Here is a 17,086-nt window from a genome sequence, read left to right as displayed (position 1 = left end):
ATGGATATCTACGATAAAATCAATGAATTATATGATAAAAAACGTGAAATTGAATTAGGCGGAGGCGACGATCGCATCGCCAAGCAGCATGAAAAAGGAAAGCTGACCGCACGCGAACGGATCGATCTGCTGCTCGATAAAGGCACCTTTGTAGAATTGAATCCCTTTGTGGTGCACCGGACCCGCGATTTTGGCATGGACAAGCAGGCTGGACCTGGCGATGGTGTCGTAACAGGCTATGGTAAGATTGATGGACGGCCAGTTTATTTATTCTCCCAGGACTTCACGGTGTTTGGCGGAGCGCTTGGAGAAATGCATGCGATGAAAATTGCAAATGTCATGGACTTGGCAGCGAAGAATGGAGCCCCTTTCATCGGTTTGAACGATTCAGGAGGTGCCCGGATCCAGGAAGGTGTTGTATCTCTGGACGGCTATGGTGAAATCTTCTATAGAAACGCAATTTATTCAGGAGTCATCCCGCAAATCTCGGTCATTCTAGGACCTTGTGCGGGAGGAGCGGTCTATTCACCTGCCATTACGGACTTTGTTTTCATGACTGACAAGACGAGCCAGATGTTTATTACTGGACCGAAAGTAATCGAGACGGTTACAGGAGAAAAAATTACATCGGAAGATCTGGGCGGTTCAAAAGTACATAATACAATTAGCGGCAACGCCCATTTCCGCGGGCCGGATGAACAGGCCGTGTTACAGGATGTCCGCCGACTGCTCTCCTACTTGCCTCAAAATAATGAGGAGAAAACGCCACTTCAGCAGACTGGCGAAGGAGATGATTACCGCGCGGATTTGGCAGATGCCGTTCCGTTTGAAACCATTCGCCCGTATGACGTGCGGAAAGTCATTGAGCTTGTTGTTGATCCGAATACCTTCTTAGAGGTTCAGCCGGAATTCGCTAGAAATGCCGTCGTCGGCTTTGCCCGGATGAAAGGAGAAACGGTGGGACTTGTTTGCAATCAGCCTAAAGTGATGGCGGGCGGACTGGATATCGACTCATCTGACAAGATTGCCCGATTTATTCGCACATGTGATTCTTTCAACATTCCTATTATTACGTTTGAAGATGTGACCGGTTTCTTCCCTGGCATCAAGCAGGAGCACGGGGGTATTATCCGTCACGGAGCGAAGATCTTGTATGCCTATTCGGAAGCGACTGTACCGAAAATTACAGTTATTTTGCGCAAGGCGTTCGGCGGTGCTTATGTCGCTTTGAACTCCAAAGCAATCGGCGCCGATGTCGTGTATGCATGGCCGAATGCAGAAATCGCTGTGATGGGGGCGGAAGGTGCAGCCAATATCATTTTTGCCCGCGATATCGCGAACAGCGCCAATCCGGAAGCGACCCGCGCAGAAAAAATCGAGGAATACCGCACGAAATTTGCCAATCCTTATGTGGCGGCTTCACACGGAATGGTCGATGATGTCATCGATCCACGCGAAACACGTATTAAGCTTTTGCAGGCGCTCGATATGATGCGCAACAAAAAGGAAACGAGACCTAACAAGAAACATGGCAATATTCCATTGTAAGGATAGAAAGGACTGTTAGCAATGAATGAAAAAAGACTGCTTGACGAGTTTTTCGAGTTGGTCCAAATCGACTCCGAAACGAAACATGAAGGAGCTATCGCTCCAATACTGAAAGCGAAAATGGAGCAGCTCGGCTTTGAAGTAATGGAAGACGATTCTGCTTCCCGCACAGGTCATGGCGCAGGCAACTTGATTGCCAATTTACCAGGCACCGTTGAAGGCGCCGATCCAATATATTTCACATGTCATATGGACACAGTCGTGCCTGGGCAAGGAATCAAACCTGTTCTCAAGGAGGATGGATACATTTACTCAGACGGAACAACTATCCTTGGCGCTGACGACAAAGCGGGTCTAGCCGCATTGTTTGAGATGGCCAAAGTGTTGAAAGAAGAGAAGATCGAGCATGGAGACATCCAGTTCATCATTACAGCTGGCGAGGAGAGCGGTCTGGTCGGAGCGAAGGAACTGGATCCATCATTGTTAAAAGCGAAATACGGATATGCGGTTGATAGTGATGGCAAAGTTGGCGGCATTGTGACGGCTGCGCCATTCCAAGCGAAATTGTGGACAACGATTCAAGGCAAGACAGCACATGCTGGCGTTGCGCCGGAAAAAGGCGTCTCGGCGATCAATATCGCTGCGAAATCCATCGCGAAAATGACATTGGGCCGTATCGATTCTGAAACAACAGCGAATATCGGCCGATTCGAGGGTGGCCAAGCGACGAATATCGTCTGTGATGAAGTGCACATTTTGGCGGAAGCCCGTTCTATCGATGAAGAGAAGCTGAAGCAACAAACGGCTCATATGGTGGAAACATTTGAACAGACAGCGGCTGCGATGGGCGGAAACGCATCGACAGAAGTGAAGCTTATGTACCCGGGATTCCGTTTCACAGAAGAAGCAGAAGTCGTTCAAACGGCAATCCAAGCAATTAAGAATGTAGGGCGGACTCCGGAGTTAATGACGAGCGGGGGAGGCAGCGATGGCAACGTATTTAACGGGGCTGGCGTGCCAACGGTTACCCTGTCGGTCGGATATGAAGAAATTCATACGAAGAATGAGCGGATGCCTGTAGAAGAATTGAACAAGCTGACGGAATTGCTCGTAGAAATTGTGAAGGTAGCAGCAAGGGCTGCGAAGGGGGAGTAACAATGGCGGAATTTAAAGCAGTCATCGTACAATGTGGAAATGAAGAGTATGCTATCGCAGTTGACTCTGTCGTTTCCATCGAGAAAATGGAAAAGATTAATCCGATTCCCCATCTTCCGGAGTATATGCTCGGATTGATGAAAATCCGCGGTGAACTTGTGCCTATACTGGATTTTGAAAAAATCTTATACGGCCAATCAGCTGCCAATATGCAGGAGGTCCGGATTGTCGTCGTACAAACAGAAGACTTGTATGTCGGTCTCGTCGTTCTGGATGCAAAAGAAATCATGGAAATTCCGGAGAGCAGCCTAACAACTTCTGGTTTGATGGCTTATTCGCGAACACCATATTTCACATCCGTCGCCAACTTGGATGAACGGATGATTACTATTGTGGATCCGGTCATTCTTTCCAAGACATTGGCCGGGATGGATGAAATCGGGGATTACGTCCACTCCCAAGCTATACAGGAACAATAATCATTACCGGGCAGTCCATTGCCCGGTTTCATTTTCTTGCAGCGGGGTGATTCTATGAACAGCGCCGGAAACTCGCAGGCAAAAGTGATCTTGCATTTGGATATGAATAGTTTCTTCGCTTCAGTCGAACAGGCGCACGATCCGTCGTTAAAGGGGATTCCGATGGCAGTCGCCGGAAATCCAAAAGAACGGCGCGGCATACTCGTCACCTGTTCCTATGAAGCGAGGGCACTCGGCATTTATACAACGATGACGGTTGGTGAGGCAAGACGTCTATGCCCAGATCTTGTCATCGTTCCGCCGGATCGGGAGAAATACTCTACAGCATCACAGGCGGTATTCGCTATTTTGCGCTCGTACACGGAACTGGTAGAGCCAGTGTCCATCGATGAAGCGTATTTAGACATCACAGACATTGGCGGTTTGACGCATGCTGTCTCAATAGCCGAGCAAATGCAGCAGCGCATTTTACGTGAGCTGGATCTACCTTGTTCCATTGGAATTGCACCGAATAAATTCCTGGCGAAAACTGCTTCAGACATGAAAAAACCGATGGGGATTACCGTTTTGCGCAAACGGGAAGTTCCGGCCAAACTATGGCCACTTCCGGTCATCCAAATGCATGGTGTAGGGCAAAGTACAGAAGCTAGATTGAAAGCAATCGGCATAACGACAATTGGCGATCTTGCCAATGCAGAAGAATCACTAATAAAAAGCGAGCTTGGTAAAAATGGAATGCGCTTGAAGAATCGGGCGAACGGGATTGATTCACGTCCAGTCGATCCAGAGGCTGCAGAGGAACGGAAAAGTGTTGGGAGTTCTACGACGCTGCCGATTGACGAAACGGACGAGCAAGCTTGTTTGGAAGTGTTTAAGCGGCTGGCGCAGCGTGTTGCGGAGCGACTGGAAAGAAAGCAGCTTGCCGGCACCTCCATTTCGATTCAAATCCGGACAGCAGATTGGCGAAATCAATCGAGGAGCCGGACGGTATTGAACCCTTTATATACAGCGGAAGCCATATACAAGGAAGCCGCCGATCTCTTCAGTCGCAACTGGAACGGAGATCCGATCCGCCTGCTAGGCATCACGGTAGCACAGGTCATTCCACGCAGTGAATTGCATGAACAGCTCTCGTTTGATACTTTTGAATATCATGCGAAGGATGCTAGAATGGAACAATTATTGCAAGAGCTGAAACAAAAATTTGGTCCAGATAAAGTTAGGCGCGGATTGGGTGAAAGGTAGGGAACAGCAGTGGAAGTCATCTTTTTAGGAACAGGGGCAGGCATGCCCTCTAAACAGCGGAATACCTCTTCGCTGGTCATTAATCTGGCTGCAGAGGAAGAGGGATATTGGATGGTGGATTGCGGCGAAGCAACGCAGCATCAATTGCTTCATACGACCATCAAGCCGAGAAAAATCAACAAGATATTCATCACCCATCTGCACGGAGACCATATTTTTGGTCTGCCGGGTTTCCTGGGCTCTCGATCCTTCTTAGGCGGCGATGAACCTCTCGATATTTACGGGCCCCCCGGTTTGAACGAGTGGCTTATGACTACTATGCGCCTGACCAAGACCCATTTGACATACGCATTGCGTGTCCATGAAATCAAAGAAGGCATACTGTTTGAAAACGATCACTTTACCGTGACGGCAAAGCTCTTGCAGCATGTCATTCCGAGCTACGGTTTTCGAATTGAACAGAAGCCGCTCTTAGGAAAGCTGCTGATCGAAAAAGCGATCGCCGCAGGTGTTCCGAAAGGGCCGTTGTTGCAAAAATTGAAGCAAGGAGAGGACATCACTTTGGAGGACGGCACGGTCGTTTGCAGCCAGGATGTAACGGGGGAACCGCAAAAGGGTTTCATCCTTACAGTGCTCGGTGACACCAGCTTTTGCGAGGCAACAATCGAACTAGCTGAGCAAGCGGATATAGTCATTCATGAGGCGACATTCGATAGTGAAACGGGCAAGTTAGCGGCGGATTACGGGCACTCCACTATTGTTGAAGCTGCGACGGTTGCAAAATTGGCCGGTGCGGACGCCTTGATTGCCAACCATATTAGTGCACGCTTTCTTCCAGGCGATTTGGCACTCCTGCAAGAGCAAGGCCAGTCGGTTTTTCCGAACCTCTTTATCGCAAATGATTTTTCAAAATACGCCTTACAAGACGGCCGTGTAATCGAATTGTAAGGAATTAACTGCTATCCCGCCGGGAGGCAGTTTTTTTGTAAGATGAAATAACTATTTTCACAGGTTTCATATAGTATGAGTTAATTCATTCTATAAGAAAATGGCAGCAGTTTCTGCAATACAGTACTACCTATATTTTAATCAGTAAGACCAAAAAAGCTCCGGTGGAGAAAGCAATCGTTTTCTCCACTGGAGTATAGCAGTCCATGTAAATTAAAATACCCAGCCCCGATCATATTGCTTTGGAACTTCCATTTCAACGTCAAGCTCTTTTGCCGCCCGGTAAGGCCAATACGGATCACGAAGAAGCTCACGTGCAAGCAAAATCATGTCCGCACGTCCATTTTTCAAGATTTCCTCTGCTTGAACAGCTGATGTGATCAAGCCGACTGCACCGGTCGGAATGTCCGCTTCCTTTCGCAGCAATTCTGCGTAAGGCACTTGATACCCGGGGAATGCGTCAATCCTTGCAGGCACAACTGCACCTGAACTGACGTCAATCAGGTCGACCTCCTGCGTTTTCATCCATCTTGCCATTTCGATATAGTCCTCTGGTGTCATGCCGCCTTCCGCGTAATCATGTGCCGAGATGCGGACGAATAATGGGCCATCCCAAACGGAACGGATTTGATCGATGATCTCCCGAAGGAAACGATACCGTTTCTCGCTCGATCCTCCGTATTCATCCGTCCGATGGTTGGAGAGGGGAGAGAGGAATTCATTGATAAGGTAGCCGTGCGCTGCATGGATTTCAATCACATCGAAACCCGCATTCTTAGACCGGATGGCAGCGTCCTTGAAAGCTGTTATCGTCTTTTCAATTTCTTCTTTTGTCATTCAGCAGGTGTTTTGTATTGATCGCTGAACGCTATTGCACTTGGTGCGTAAATGGTGCCGTCTACGGTCGCTTTGCGGCCAGCATGTGCCAGCTGGATGCCGGTTGCAGCCCCATGCTGCTTCATCAATTCGACTAATTCGGTTAACCCTTCTACATGGTCATCACTCCAAATACCGAGGTCCTGTGGGGAGATGCGCCCTTCTGGCAGGATAGCTGTTGCTTCGACGATGAGCAGACCGATTTGGCCGACAGCCCGCGAGCCGTAATGGATTTTGTGCCAATCCATTACTTTGCCGTCTTCTTTATCGCAGGAATACATACACATTGGCGCCATGACAATCCGGTTCTTAAACGTTACATTCCGGATTGTATAAGGTTCAAACAATAAAGCCATGAAAAAACCTCCTTGAATGCATTGCTGATTAGCAGGATCGTTTCGCTTTCAGTATATCAAATGTTTACTGTCAAAACATGGCGCCAAGCTCACGCGACCTGGCCTCTGCCCGGCTAATGCAGGCTGCGACCGCTTCCTTGAACATTCGTTCTTCGAGTGTCCGTAAACCCGCTTCCGTTGTGCCTCCTGGGCTCGTGACATTTTTCCGAAGCGCTGCCGGCTCACCGCCAGTCTGTTTTAGCATAGCGGCAGCCCCTTCAACGGTTTGGACAATTAATTCCCGCGCCACTTCCTTCGATAAGCCGTTTGCCATCGCCGCTTCTTCCAGTGCTTCCACCATATAATAAATATAGGCGGGTCCGCTGCCGGATAGGGCTGTCACCGCATGCAGTTCATCTTCTTCCACTTCTTTAACAATGCCGATGGATCCAAGCAGGTGAAGAATATGGGTACGTATCGTGTCGTCAACAAATCGATTAAAGGCGACGCCACTTGCAGATTTTCCAATAGTCGCAGACGTGTTAGGCATAGAGCGCGCAATTGGCCGGCTGCCAAGTCCGTTTTCCATAGTGTCTATAGATACACCAGCGATAACGGAGAGAACAGCGGCTCCTTTGTGTAATAATGGTGCGATTTCCTGCATGGCCTGTTGAATATCTTTCGGTTTTGTTGCCAGCACAATCATATCTGCTTCCATGAGCGCCCGTCTTTCCGGGCAGACGATTGCGACGCCGTATTTTTCTTTCATCTCCTTCAGCCGCTCGTCGTCCGATTTATTCATCACATACACTTGATCCGCTTTCATAACATCATGCTCAACAATGCCAGCCACAATAGCTTCGGCCATGGAACCGGCACCCACAAATACGATCGAATTCATTTTTCCAACACCCTTTCCGTGTCAAATAAAAAAACGCTTCCATCCTCCAAAGAGAGGACGAAAACGTCAGTTTCCGCGGTACCACCTTCATTTGCCGCAGCTGGCGGCACAACTCATCCTTCCTTAACGCGGAAGGGACGGCCATGTTTCCATAGCAGCTCGGAAGCAGGTTCGAACGGGGAGTGGGATGCAACGCTTGCAGCCGTTGACGTTGCTCTCTAGAATCCTTCACCCATCCTACTGATCTTCCTCAACGCTCTAAATATTGGAACGATTATGTCATATATTCAGAATAAAGTCAACAAGTTAAAATGCATCAAAGAAATACAAGACCACGGAAAGTACAGCCAGTGCCGCAAGTACAGCAAAGGACACCTTCCAGAAGCTAACCGGTGCTTGGCCGCTCACTTTTCCAGTTTGTCCATTGACAAGAAAACGATATACTTTTTGGTTGAATCGGAAAGAAGAAATCCATAGCGGCAGCAAAACGTGCTTATACGTAATGCGCCGATAGCTCGTTGAGACGCTCACAATTTGAACTTCATCGCCGCGTTCCTTGCTTAAGATTCCGTTTCGGATCCGGCTGTCGATGATGGATCTGGCGTCTTGCCAGCCGACTTTCAAAGGGATCGAATACCGTTCAGCCAAGAAACCGGAAACGTATTCCGTTTTATAATCCACAAGATGAGCAAGCTGGAACGGTTCCACTTTGTTAATTAGACCGGTGGCGACATTACGGGACGCTTTTACGAGGACGTCATCGAAAAACTCAGAGTAATTTCCATGCTGTGTTCGCCAGCGAATTTTTCGCACTTGCTCCGTCACTTGTTTCGGTTTGCCATCCTCATATACGGTTCTCGTCTCAGTCACATAATAATAGGTGCCGATCCGGACGGTGTAGGCAGAATCGGTTTGAGAGTCAAAGGTCCAGTAGGGGATGTACGCCCCGCTCAATCGATCCAGCTCGTAGGAATTCTTCAGTTTGGACGGGGCGAAGTATCGTTTGCCGATCCACGTCTTAAATTTGGCAACTGCTTCTTCCTGTGGCACTTTGAAAGGAACGACGAGAGATGGCTTGATGCCCGGTCGATTTTCACTCTTTGCTATATGGCTGGAACCGCAGAAGGAGCAGAAGTCTGCATCCGCATCGCGATCCAGCACGGTTTCGGCGCCACAGCTATCACAGCGGAAAACACGTTTTTCCTTGTTCCAGCTAATATCCTCCTGCTCCAATCCTTCATTAAAATCAAGCTCCACATCATTATGGTTTGTAGCTTCAATCAAATTTTCCGTTCCGCAAAAAGGACATTTCATGGAACCCGAAGCGGGGTCGAATACGGTATTTCCTCCGCAGCTGTCGCAAGTCAGTACTTCGGTTTCCTCTTGCTTTTTCGATTCCAAAACATCCATTTGTCCTTCCGTCATACGATCACCACCCGCATGTTAATTGCTCAAACCTTCGCCGCATTCGCCGCAAAACTTGGCGGAAGGTGAGTTTGCTGCGCTACAAGACGGGCATTTGATTTCTGTCACCTGCTTGGCGCCGCATTCCCCGCAGAATTTCGAATTCGCATTGATTTCCGCATGGCAACTAATGCACGGCACCTTTGGAGATTGTATCGTTTGGCCGCATTCCGGGCAGAATTTTGCGGTCGCCCGGATTTGTGATTGACAGTGCGGACAAGCGATTTTCTGTTCTTCAGCTGGAACTGCTGGGGCAGGTTGGGCTGAGAAGGCACCCGCCATCACATTGCCAAGCGCGGCTCCAGCGCCGAGGCTGGCACCTGCGCCAGCAAGCCCGCCTCCTTCATTCTTCGCAATATCCCGGATTGCTTCTGCCGCTTGGTATTGTTGGTACTGCGCCATATTGCCGAGTACGCCCATCGTCGTCCGCTTATCCATCGCCTCTTCAACTTCTTTCGGCAAGGATAGATTTTCAATATATAGGGATGTAATTTCAAATCCAAACTGGCTGAAACGTTCTTGCATTTTCTGCCGTCCAAGTTCGCTCAGCTCGTCATAATGCATAGCAAGGTCCAAAGCTGGAATTTGCGATTCTGCAAACAGATCCGATAAGCCGGATAAAATCATCTTCTTTAAATGGCTCTCAATGTTCTGCGTGTCATATGAGCCATTTGTCCCAAACAGTTCACGTAAAAATACGACTGGATCTGCTACACGGTACGAATAAATGCCGTAGCCGCGAAGGCGGATCATGCCGAAATCGCGATCACGCATCATAATGGGATTGGATGTGCCCCATTTCTGATCAATGAACTGCTTCGTATTAATAAAATATACTTCCGCCTTGAAAGGAGAATTGAAACCTGTTTTCCATGATTTCAACTTCGTCAACACAGGCATATTTTGTGTATAGAGAACGTGGTGACCTGGATGAAAGACGTCAGCAATTTCTCCTTCATTAACAAAAATCGCCACTTGCGATTCACGGACAATCAGGCTGGCACCCATCTTGATTTCATTATTTTGTACGGGAAATCGATAGACCATCGTATTGGTGTTCTGGTCGGTCCATTCGATCACTTCGATGAATTGGCTTTTGAAAAAATTAAAAATACCCATATGACTTACCCCTTCCATCCTTCTGTTGCGCTCATTATATCATACTACGAACGACCGATTGAAAGGTTTCAAGGTGGGAAGGATTCCGAAGAGTGACGGCATCGGGGAAACATTGTACAATGGACTGAACAACCATTCATTCTGACAAATAAAAGGAGTTTCTAAGATGATACATAAAATTGTACTGCCTACACCATTTGCTGTCGGAGATGTGAACGCATTTCTAATAAAAGGAGATACATTATCACTCGTTGACGCAGGACCGAAAACGCCGGAAGCCTATGAAGCGCTGAAAAGGGGACTGAAGGAAGCGGGATACTCATTCGGAGACGTGGAGCAAGTCATTTTGACGCATCATCATCCTGATCATGCAGGATGGATGGACGCATTCGACCGGGCGGAAGTAATCGGGCACCCATATAATGATCTCTGGCTGAAGAGGGATCAAGAATTCCTGGACTATCATGATCGGTTTTATTTACAATGCCTCCTCGAGGAAGGGGTGCCTGAACAGTATTTACCTTGGGTGGAAAAGATGAAGCGGCCGCTTGCGCTAATGGGCGACCGGACATTGAACTGCATGCTCGGCGAAGGGGATGAACTTCCCGGCCATCCTGGATGGACGGTTATGGAAGCACTCGGCCATGCGCAAAGCCATCTCGTCTTCTACAAAGAGAAGGAGCGCATGATGATTGGCGGCGATGTGGTGCTGGAAAAGGTGTCCTCGAACCCATTGATCGAGCCGCCAGCAAACCCGAATGATCCTCGTCCGAGGTCACTCTTGCAATATAATGCCTCTCTGCAACGCATCCATGAGTTGCCGATCGATGTTATCTATAGCGGCCATGGAAATGAAGTACGCGACATCAAGCCGCTCATTGAATCCCGGCTTGCGAAGCAAAAAGAACGGGCCCAAAAAGTGCATGGCATGATGAGAGATAGCAGGAAAACGATTTTTGAGTTGACGAGAGAACTCTTCCCGGCAGTCTACGAGAAGGAGCTAGGATTGACGTTGTCGGAGACAATTGGCCAGGTAGATTATCTGTTGTCTGAAGGGAAGATCCGGGAAACGGAAGAAAGCGGCGTCCTATTCTATGAGCAAGCGTAAAACGGTCCTGCTGACGGGGGCGACAAGCGGAGTGGGAAGAGAAGTGGCGACCCGGCTCCTTGCGATGCCGGAGCGATATCATCTGATTGCCACGGGCCGTTCCCATGGTGCTCTGCTTGAATTGCAGAACGCAGGCGCGACTGTCATTCCTGCTGATATGGCGAATGCTGAAGAAATCGAGGAATTGATTGAACAAACCGGCTCACCAGACATTGTCATCCATTCGGCAGGTGTGGGCACCTTTGCGCTGGCGCACGAACTGACAGACAGCCAAATTGAAGCGATGCTCGATGTGAACGTTCTGGCACCGATGAAACTGACAAAACGTCTATTGCCCGGCATGCTAGAAAGGAAAGATGGCCATATCATCTTTATCGGCTCCCAGGCGGGCAAGGTGGCAACGCCGAAGGCCTCGGTGTATGCTGCATCTAAACACGCCCTCATTGGGTACGTCAACGCTCTTCGGATGGAGGTTGCGCCTCATGGCATACAAGTTTCCGCCATCCATCCGGGGCCAATCGATACGCCATTTCTCGATCATGCGGATGCAACTGGAACATATCGTCATTCGGTCGGCGCTCATTTATTGACGACCGAAACGGTGGCAGAAGCAGTTGTAAAAGTGATGACTAAGCCAGTCAGAGAAATAAATCTGCCGGGTTACATGGGTTGGACGAGCAAGCTATATGGGCTGGCTCCCGGATGGGTTGAAAGACTCGGGAAACGTTTTTTTGATAAGAAATAAAGCAGGAGTCCTTTTGAAGGGCTCTTTTTTGTCGTTCATTCCATGGATGTATCCAAAAGGGAATTTGCGTAAACGCTAAGATAAGGGTTGCATAGTTTGGAACAAAAGTTTAAAATGTAAACAAAAGTTTCAATGTGATCAAGTAAGGAGGCCGGAAAGTTGAATGAAAAAGAGCAGCTCGTCCTCGAGTTGATCCGGAAAAATCCGTTTTTGTCCCAGCAGGAAATTGCAGATGAGATGAGATTGTCCCGTCCAGCGGTCGCCAATCTGATCTCCGGTTTAATGAAAAAAGGCATCATTACAGGACGGGCGTATGTCATCCCAGAGATGCAGAAAATTGTTTGCATCGGCGGTGCGAACGTAGACCGGAAATTTCATTTGAAAAATGAAGCGCAGCTGGGAACTTCCAATCCAACGACAGCGACTGTCGCAATCGGCGGCGTAGCACGCAATATTGCGGAAAATTTAGGAAGACTGGGCCATGCTGTCAAATTGATGACGGTAGCGGGGCAAGATGCGGATTGGGAATTAATCACAACGTATTCGGAACCTTTTATGGATTTGTCTGCTGTCCAACAGCTTCCCGGGGAATCGACCGGTTCCTATTCAGCAGTACTGGATCCGCATGGTGAGCTCGTCATCGCGATGGCGACGATGGATGTGTATGAAAGCCTCACACCGGATTATATTAGTTTGAATGAACGGCATATCGCACAGGCTTCTCTCGTCGTCATGGACCTGAACTGCTCTAAGGCTACTGCCGAATTCGTACGTCAGCTAGCCGTTCGGCATGAAATTCCTCTTGCCATCGTACCGGTTTCCTCGCCCAAAATGGCGAATATGCCGGATACACTTGAAGGGGTGACATGGTTTATTTGCAATGAAGATGAAGCCGAATCGTACACAGGCATTCAAATCGATACAAAGGAAGACTGGGAAAAAGCTGTCTTCGCCTTGCTGGATCGAGGTGCCGAACATGTTGTCGTCACGCGCGGATCTGACGGTGTGATGGCGTCTGATCGAAAGAGCAAAAAGATGCTGCATGCAGAAGCCATCGAAGGGGTGCATGTGGAGGATGTCACAGGGGCAGGCGACGCTTTCATCTCCGGTTTGTTGCATGGTGTCGTGACAGGCTGGCCAAATGACAAAGCTGTCCATGCAGGCCGAGTAAATGCCGCAAAAACATTGGAATCACCGTCTACAGTCAGACCAGAATTGACTGTAACACAACTAGAACATGAAATGGAGGAATACAAATGAATCAATATCTCTCATACTCAGAAGAAGTCAAACAAGCCATGGAAGCTGGCAAACCTATTGTTGCGCTCGAATCAACGATCATTTCACACGGCATGCCGTATCCGCAAAACGTTCAGACAGCACGGGAAGTCGAGCAGATCATCCGAGAAAATGGAGCCGTTCCCGCAACTATCGCTTTAATTGATGGCATGATCAAAATCGGACTTTCCGATGAAGAACTTGAAATGTTCGGCAACAGTAAAAACGTAGCAAAAGCATCCCGCCGCGACCTTGGCTATCTACTTGCAACGAAGCAGCTAGGTGCGACAACGGTTGCTGCTACGATGATTTGTGCCGACTTAGCCGGCATCCGCATTTTCGTAACGGGCGGTATCGGCGGCGTGCACCGCGGAGCAGAAACGACTATGGATATTTCAGCAGATTTGGAAGAACTGGCTCAAACAAATGTCGCCGTTGTCTGTGCAGGAGCCAAATCGATTCTCGATATTGGCTTGACGCTTGAATACCTTGAGACAAAAGGAGTTCCAGTCATTGGCTACCAAACAGATGAGCTGCCTGCATTTTATACAAGAAAAAGCGGCTTCCCCATCAACTTCCGTGCAGACGACGAAACAACGGTTGCGGACACATTACGCGTCAAGTGGGATTTAGGCTTGCAAGGCGGCGCAGTGATTGCCAATCCGATCCCTGCACAGGATGAACTTGAACCTGAGCTAATTGACGGCATTATCGCCCAAGCGCTTAAAGAAGCGGAGGCGAATGACGTGAAGGGGAAAGACACGACGCCTTTCCTTTTGGCAAAAGTGAAAGAATTGACGGAAGGAAAAAGTCTTGTCGCTAATATTGCGCTTGTCAAAAATAATGCAGTCGTCGGTGCGAAGATTGCCGTCGCATTTAACCAAGGTTGATTTTCAAAACGTCCATGTAAATGGGCGTTTTTTTCTGTCTTACTCCTTGGCGGGAATAGATTCCAACATACGGGGTAGAGCAAGAAGAGAACCATTTGGCAAGGGGGGTCTCTTATTATGAATACGGAATCTGGCCAGCATGAGCAAATTAAGACGAGCTTGACTATCATCGCGACATTTTTAATGGGGTTTATTGATGCGTATACATTTGACGAGCGAAACGGCACGTTTGCGAGTGCCCAAACAGGAAATATGATCATGCTAGGTGCGAAATTGTTCTCGGGCGAATGGCAGGAGTCGGCGAGCCATTTATCTGTGCTAGCCGGCTTCGCACTAGGGGTTTTTGGCGGAGAAGCGATTTCCTCGAAGTATTCCTTTCTCGGTTTACAGCAATACCGCGTATTCTTAATGACAGAAGCAGTCCTTTTATTGCTGCTGGCCTATTTTCAGACCTCTCTACCTGACTCCTGGATGGTTCTCTTCCTCGGAATACTTGCAGGGTATGTCCTCACCTTGTTCAGGACAATCAGGTCAACCGGGGTCAATAATGGCATCATGACAGGGAATACGAAAAATCTAATGAACAACCTATATAAAGTTATTTTTCAAAAAGACAAAAAAGCAAAAGAAGAATGCCGGAATTTGTCGATTGGCATCATGCTGTTTATCCTGGGAGTCGGCGCAGGAACCCTCACTGTGAAGCTGGATGCCCGCTTGAATTTATGGTGTGCATTTACTATCATTTGCCTGACTGCCATTTGGATTGAATTGAAATGGATTTCAAAAGTGAAGCGATTGAGAAGTTAGCTGTTTTGGTAGATGAATGAAGCGAAAGTCAGCTCGCTCTTTGCGGGAATTCGTCAAGCTCAAAGGAATTAGCTGGCAGCGAAGCGAATACACTCAAGAGGAAGGGGGCGTTTCACATGACGCGGGAGAAAACTCAGAAATACATTGAAACACCAGTGAAAACGATATTCAAGAAGTTTGCTGCGAGTAAAGATGTTACGCTTGTCTATGGGGAACCGATTGAACTCGGATTAAAAAAAGTGATTCCTGTTGCAAAAGTAAAATATGCCTTTGGGGGCGGGGGTGACGGCCAAGGCGGAGAAGGGGGCGGCGGTGCCTTCTCCATTAAGCCATTGGGTGTCTATGAAATTTTACCTGAACGGGTTTCGTTCATCGGAACGACCGACAAGAAAAAAGTGACATTGGCTGCCATCGTGACAGCTGGTATTGTTTTGGCTTTTGCGTTAGCCAAACGAAAGAAAAGATAGAACGGCACTCCTACATATGGCGTGAACGTCTGGCAGCTGATATGTTATAGACCGGTGAGCGGAAATGCAGAACGGGATCGTCGGAGCATTCGATGCCCTCAGTCAGGACGGTCGGATCAAAAACGAGTGATTCCGCTCCGTCCTCCCTGACCGAGTGCAAAGTGAGCACGCCAATTTCGATCGTTTGCCTGTCAGCAGGCCACATGCTACTTGGATCATCTATTGGATCTTCAGGTAGGGCTAACTGAATAAGAAGGCGGAAACGAACCGGAGTTCCGGCTTCCATCCGTTTGATCAATTCCGACTCCAGGTCGGCACGTGAACCATAGGAATGTTTTGCGTCGAGAGGTTCTAATGGTACCCATGAAAACCGCACTGCTTGCCTTGTTCCATCTTGTGAGACCAAATAGAAGGAGTGCAGGGCATGATAAGTTTCTGTCGCGAAACTGGCTGGAGGCGTTAAGCTCCTCAGCAGCTTTGGAATGGTTGCAAACTCAGGCTTTTTAATTAGAACTTCCAACTTTTCTGTTATGGATAACGGTTCCTTAGCCATCACCTGAACAAGCCGCACGAAAGCTTCGGGTGTTTTGGTTAGAAAAACAGGCACATTGGCCATCGACAAGTTAGTAAAGGCATTCCCCGGCAAAAGGAAACGAACCGCCATCCCTTTAATGGGTACGAGCAGTTCATGTGGATTCGGAGTCGGCCAAAAATGAGAAAAGCGGACAACCGCCTCTACCATCTCTTCTTGCAAATGCTTGGCGGTTGTCAGGTGCGAAGCCGCCCCGTTCGGTTGAAAAATTGCATCGAAAGCAATTCCTTTCGTATGCGCACGCCGCTGACCGGGATAAGTTCCCACTGCATCTTCAATCGAATCGACCGCTTCTTCAGGTGTTACCTCTCTTCGCAGCTTTTCATCCATCCAACACACTTCCTCTCAAACGAATACTTCCATAGTCAACGGATACCCATTCCCCGACTAACTTATTCCTGCGACTGTCTTTATACCTGACCCGTTATGTCTCCTCTTTTATGCCGTCTTCGTTCCTATAATCTATCTCCCTCACTATTTGTCAATGTTTCGTCAAACCGATATACTTTGGAGTGGAACTATAAATAAAGGATGATGACCATGACATTTGAAGAAATTTTGCCACGCATGAAAGCGGGAGAAAAAGTAATTCGAGAAGGCTGGGGCGGCGCAGAGCTATACGTCAAATTAGTCGGCGAGAAAGAACTCGACGGACTCAAATTAAACCCCTATTTCGTCATCAACGTAGAAGGGGAAGGCTACACAATGTTCACCCCGACAGTTTGTGATTTGCTGGCGGAAGACTGGAAAGTGGTTTGATCCATTACTTGCAGAGCGACTTAGTAGTATAAGTACTTCTAAATCAAAGATGGCAAAACGCAGGTAAACCTCCTGCGTTTTTTGTATGATCTAAAGAATTTCGAGTTCATTCTGGTTTATTGGCGTTCAGCGGAAGATAATGGCGTTCACCCTGAGTTATTGGTGTTCAGCGGGAGATAATGGCGTTCACCCTGAGTTATTGGCGTTCAGGACGAGATAATGGCGTTCACCCCGAGTTATTGGCGTTCAGGACGAGATAATGGCGTTCAGCCTAAGTTATTGGCGTTCAGCGCAAGATAATGGCGTTCACCCTGAGTTATTGGCGTTCAGCGGGAGATAATGGCGTTCACCCTGAGTTATTGGCGTTCAG

The 17,086-nt window shown here is 48.3% G+C and carries 16 protein-coding genes and 1 pseudogene; 12 read left to right on the top strand and 5 right to left on the bottom strand.

Going from position 1 to position 17,086, the window contains the following annotated elements; translation table 11 throughout:
• Genes L7D49_RS13920 through rnz form a run of 5 tightly spaced genes read left to right on the top strand, consistent with a single transcriptional unit; the run spans position 1 to position 5,375 of the window.
• Complete coding sequence (locus L7D49_RS13920; protein ID WP_238081849.1) at positions 1–1,548, top strand: acyl-CoA carboxylase subunit beta; 1,548 nt, start codon at positions 1–3, stop codon at positions 1,546–1,548.
• Between the two features lie 21 nt (positions 1,549–1,569).
• Positions 1,570–2,703, top strand: coding sequence for a M20/M25/M40 family metallo-hydrolase (locus tag L7D49_RS13915; protein WP_238081847.1), 1,134 nt, complete (start codon positions 1,570–1,572; stop codon positions 2,701–2,703).
• 2 nt (positions 2,704–2,705) lie between these two features.
• The gene (locus L7D49_RS13910; RefSeq protein WP_238081845.1) at positions 2,706–3,182 is read left to right on the top strand and encodes a chemotaxis protein CheW; all 477 of its coding nucleotides are present in this window, start codon (positions 2,706–2,708) and stop codon (positions 3,180–3,182) included.
• Positions 3,183–3,236: 54 nt separating this feature from the next.
• Entirely contained in the window at positions 3,237–4,427 is a 1,191-nt protein-coding gene (locus L7D49_RS13905; RefSeq protein WP_238081843.1) for a DNA polymerase IV, read from the top strand.
• 9 nt (positions 4,428–4,436) lie between these two features.
• Positions 4,437–5,375 carry a ribonuclease Z gene (rnz, locus tag L7D49_RS13900; RefSeq protein ID WP_238081841.1) on the top strand — a complete coding sequence of 313 codons (939 nt, stop codon included), beginning with the start codon at positions 4,437–4,439 and terminating at the stop codon, positions 5,373–5,375.
• Between the two features lie 213 nt (positions 5,376–5,588).
• On the opposite strand, the pseudogene namA reads toward rnz, so the two are convergent.
• From namA to L7D49_RS13880, 4 genes and pseudogenes are all read right to left on the bottom strand, one after another.
• A pseudogene (gene namA, locus L7D49_RS13895) lies at positions 5,589–6,607 on the bottom strand (NADPH dehydrogenase NamA).
• Positions 6,608–6,677: 70 nt separating this feature from the next.
• Positions 6,678–7,487 carry a pyrroline-5-carboxylate reductase gene (gene proC, locus L7D49_RS13890; protein WP_238081839.1) on the bottom strand — a complete coding sequence of 270 codons (810 nt, stop codon included), beginning with the start codon at positions 7,485–7,487 and terminating at the stop codon, positions 6,678–6,680.
• Between the two features lie 306 nt (positions 7,488–7,793).
• A complete protein-coding gene (locus L7D49_RS13885) occupies positions 7,794–8,912 on the bottom strand; it encodes a TFIIB-type zinc ribbon-containing protein (RefSeq protein ID WP_238081837.1) in 1,119 nt (372 codons plus the stop codon).
• 18 nt (positions 8,913–8,930) lie between these two features.
• A complete protein-coding gene (locus L7D49_RS13880; protein WP_238081835.1) occupies positions 8,931–10,070 on the bottom strand; it encodes an SPFH domain-containing protein in 1,140 nt (379 codons plus the stop codon).
• Between the two features lie 166 nt (positions 10,071–10,236).
• Here L7D49_RS13880 and L7D49_RS13875 point away from each other — a divergent pair, with 166 nt between their 5' ends.
• The 6 genes from L7D49_RS13875 to L7D49_RS13850 all read left to right on the top strand — a co-directional run bounded on the left by L7D49_RS13875 (position 10,237) and on the right by L7D49_RS13850 (position 15,365).
• Positions 10,237–11,178: an MBL fold metallo-hydrolase gene (locus L7D49_RS13875; protein WP_238081833.1), complete on the top strand. Its 942-nt coding sequence runs from the start codon at positions 10,237–10,239 to the stop codon at positions 11,176–11,178.
• Positions 11,165–11,923, top strand: coding sequence for an SDR family NAD(P)-dependent oxidoreductase (locus L7D49_RS13870; protein ID WP_238081831.1), 759 nt, complete (start codon positions 11,165–11,167; stop codon positions 11,921–11,923). Before L7D49_RS13875 ends, L7D49_RS13870 begins: the two co-directional genes overlap by 14 nt.
• A gap of 159 nt (positions 11,924–12,082) precedes the next feature.
• Complete coding sequence (locus L7D49_RS13865; protein ID WP_238081829.1) at positions 12,083–13,183, top strand: carbohydrate kinase; 1,101 nt, start codon at positions 12,083–12,085, stop codon at positions 13,181–13,183.
• Positions 13,180–14,091, top strand: coding sequence for a pseudouridine-5'-phosphate glycosidase (locus L7D49_RS13860; RefSeq protein WP_238081827.1), 912 nt, complete (start codon positions 13,180–13,182; stop codon positions 14,089–14,091). The genes L7D49_RS13865 and L7D49_RS13860 overlap by 4 nt, the downstream gene beginning before the upstream one ends.
• Positions 14,092–14,208: 117 nt before the next feature.
• Positions 14,209–14,898: a YoaK family protein gene (locus L7D49_RS13855; RefSeq protein ID WP_238081825.1), complete on the top strand. Its 690-nt coding sequence runs from the start codon at positions 14,209–14,211 to the stop codon at positions 14,896–14,898.
• A 116-nt stretch (positions 14,899–15,014) separates the two neighbouring features.
• Positions 15,015–15,365: a hypothetical protein gene (locus tag L7D49_RS13850; protein ID WP_238081823.1), complete on the top strand. Its 351-nt coding sequence runs from the start codon at positions 15,015–15,017 to the stop codon at positions 15,363–15,365.
• A gap of 10 nt (positions 15,366–15,375) precedes the next feature.
• Here L7D49_RS13850 and L7D49_RS13845 read toward each other — a convergent pair whose 3' ends face one another.
• Positions 15,376–16,287: a catalase gene (locus L7D49_RS13845; RefSeq protein ID WP_238081821.1), complete on the bottom strand. Its 912-nt coding sequence runs from the start codon at positions 16,285–16,287 to the stop codon at positions 15,376–15,378.
• Between the two features lie 210 nt (positions 16,288–16,497).
• Here L7D49_RS13845 and L7D49_RS13840 point away from each other — a divergent pair, with 210 nt between their 5' ends.
• Positions 16,498–16,716, top strand: coding sequence for a DUF2829 domain-containing protein (locus L7D49_RS13840; protein ID WP_238081820.1), 219 nt, complete (start codon positions 16,498–16,500; stop codon positions 16,714–16,716).
• The last annotated feature ends 370 nt before the right edge of the window (positions 16,717–17,086 follow it).

It is taken from the genome of Sporosarcina cyprini, from assembly GCF_022048975.1.
GTDB lineage: Bacteria > Bacillota > Bacilli > Bacillales_A > Planococcaceae > Sporosarcina > Sporosarcina cyprini.
This window is presented reverse-complemented; position numbering and strand designations above follow the sequence as displayed.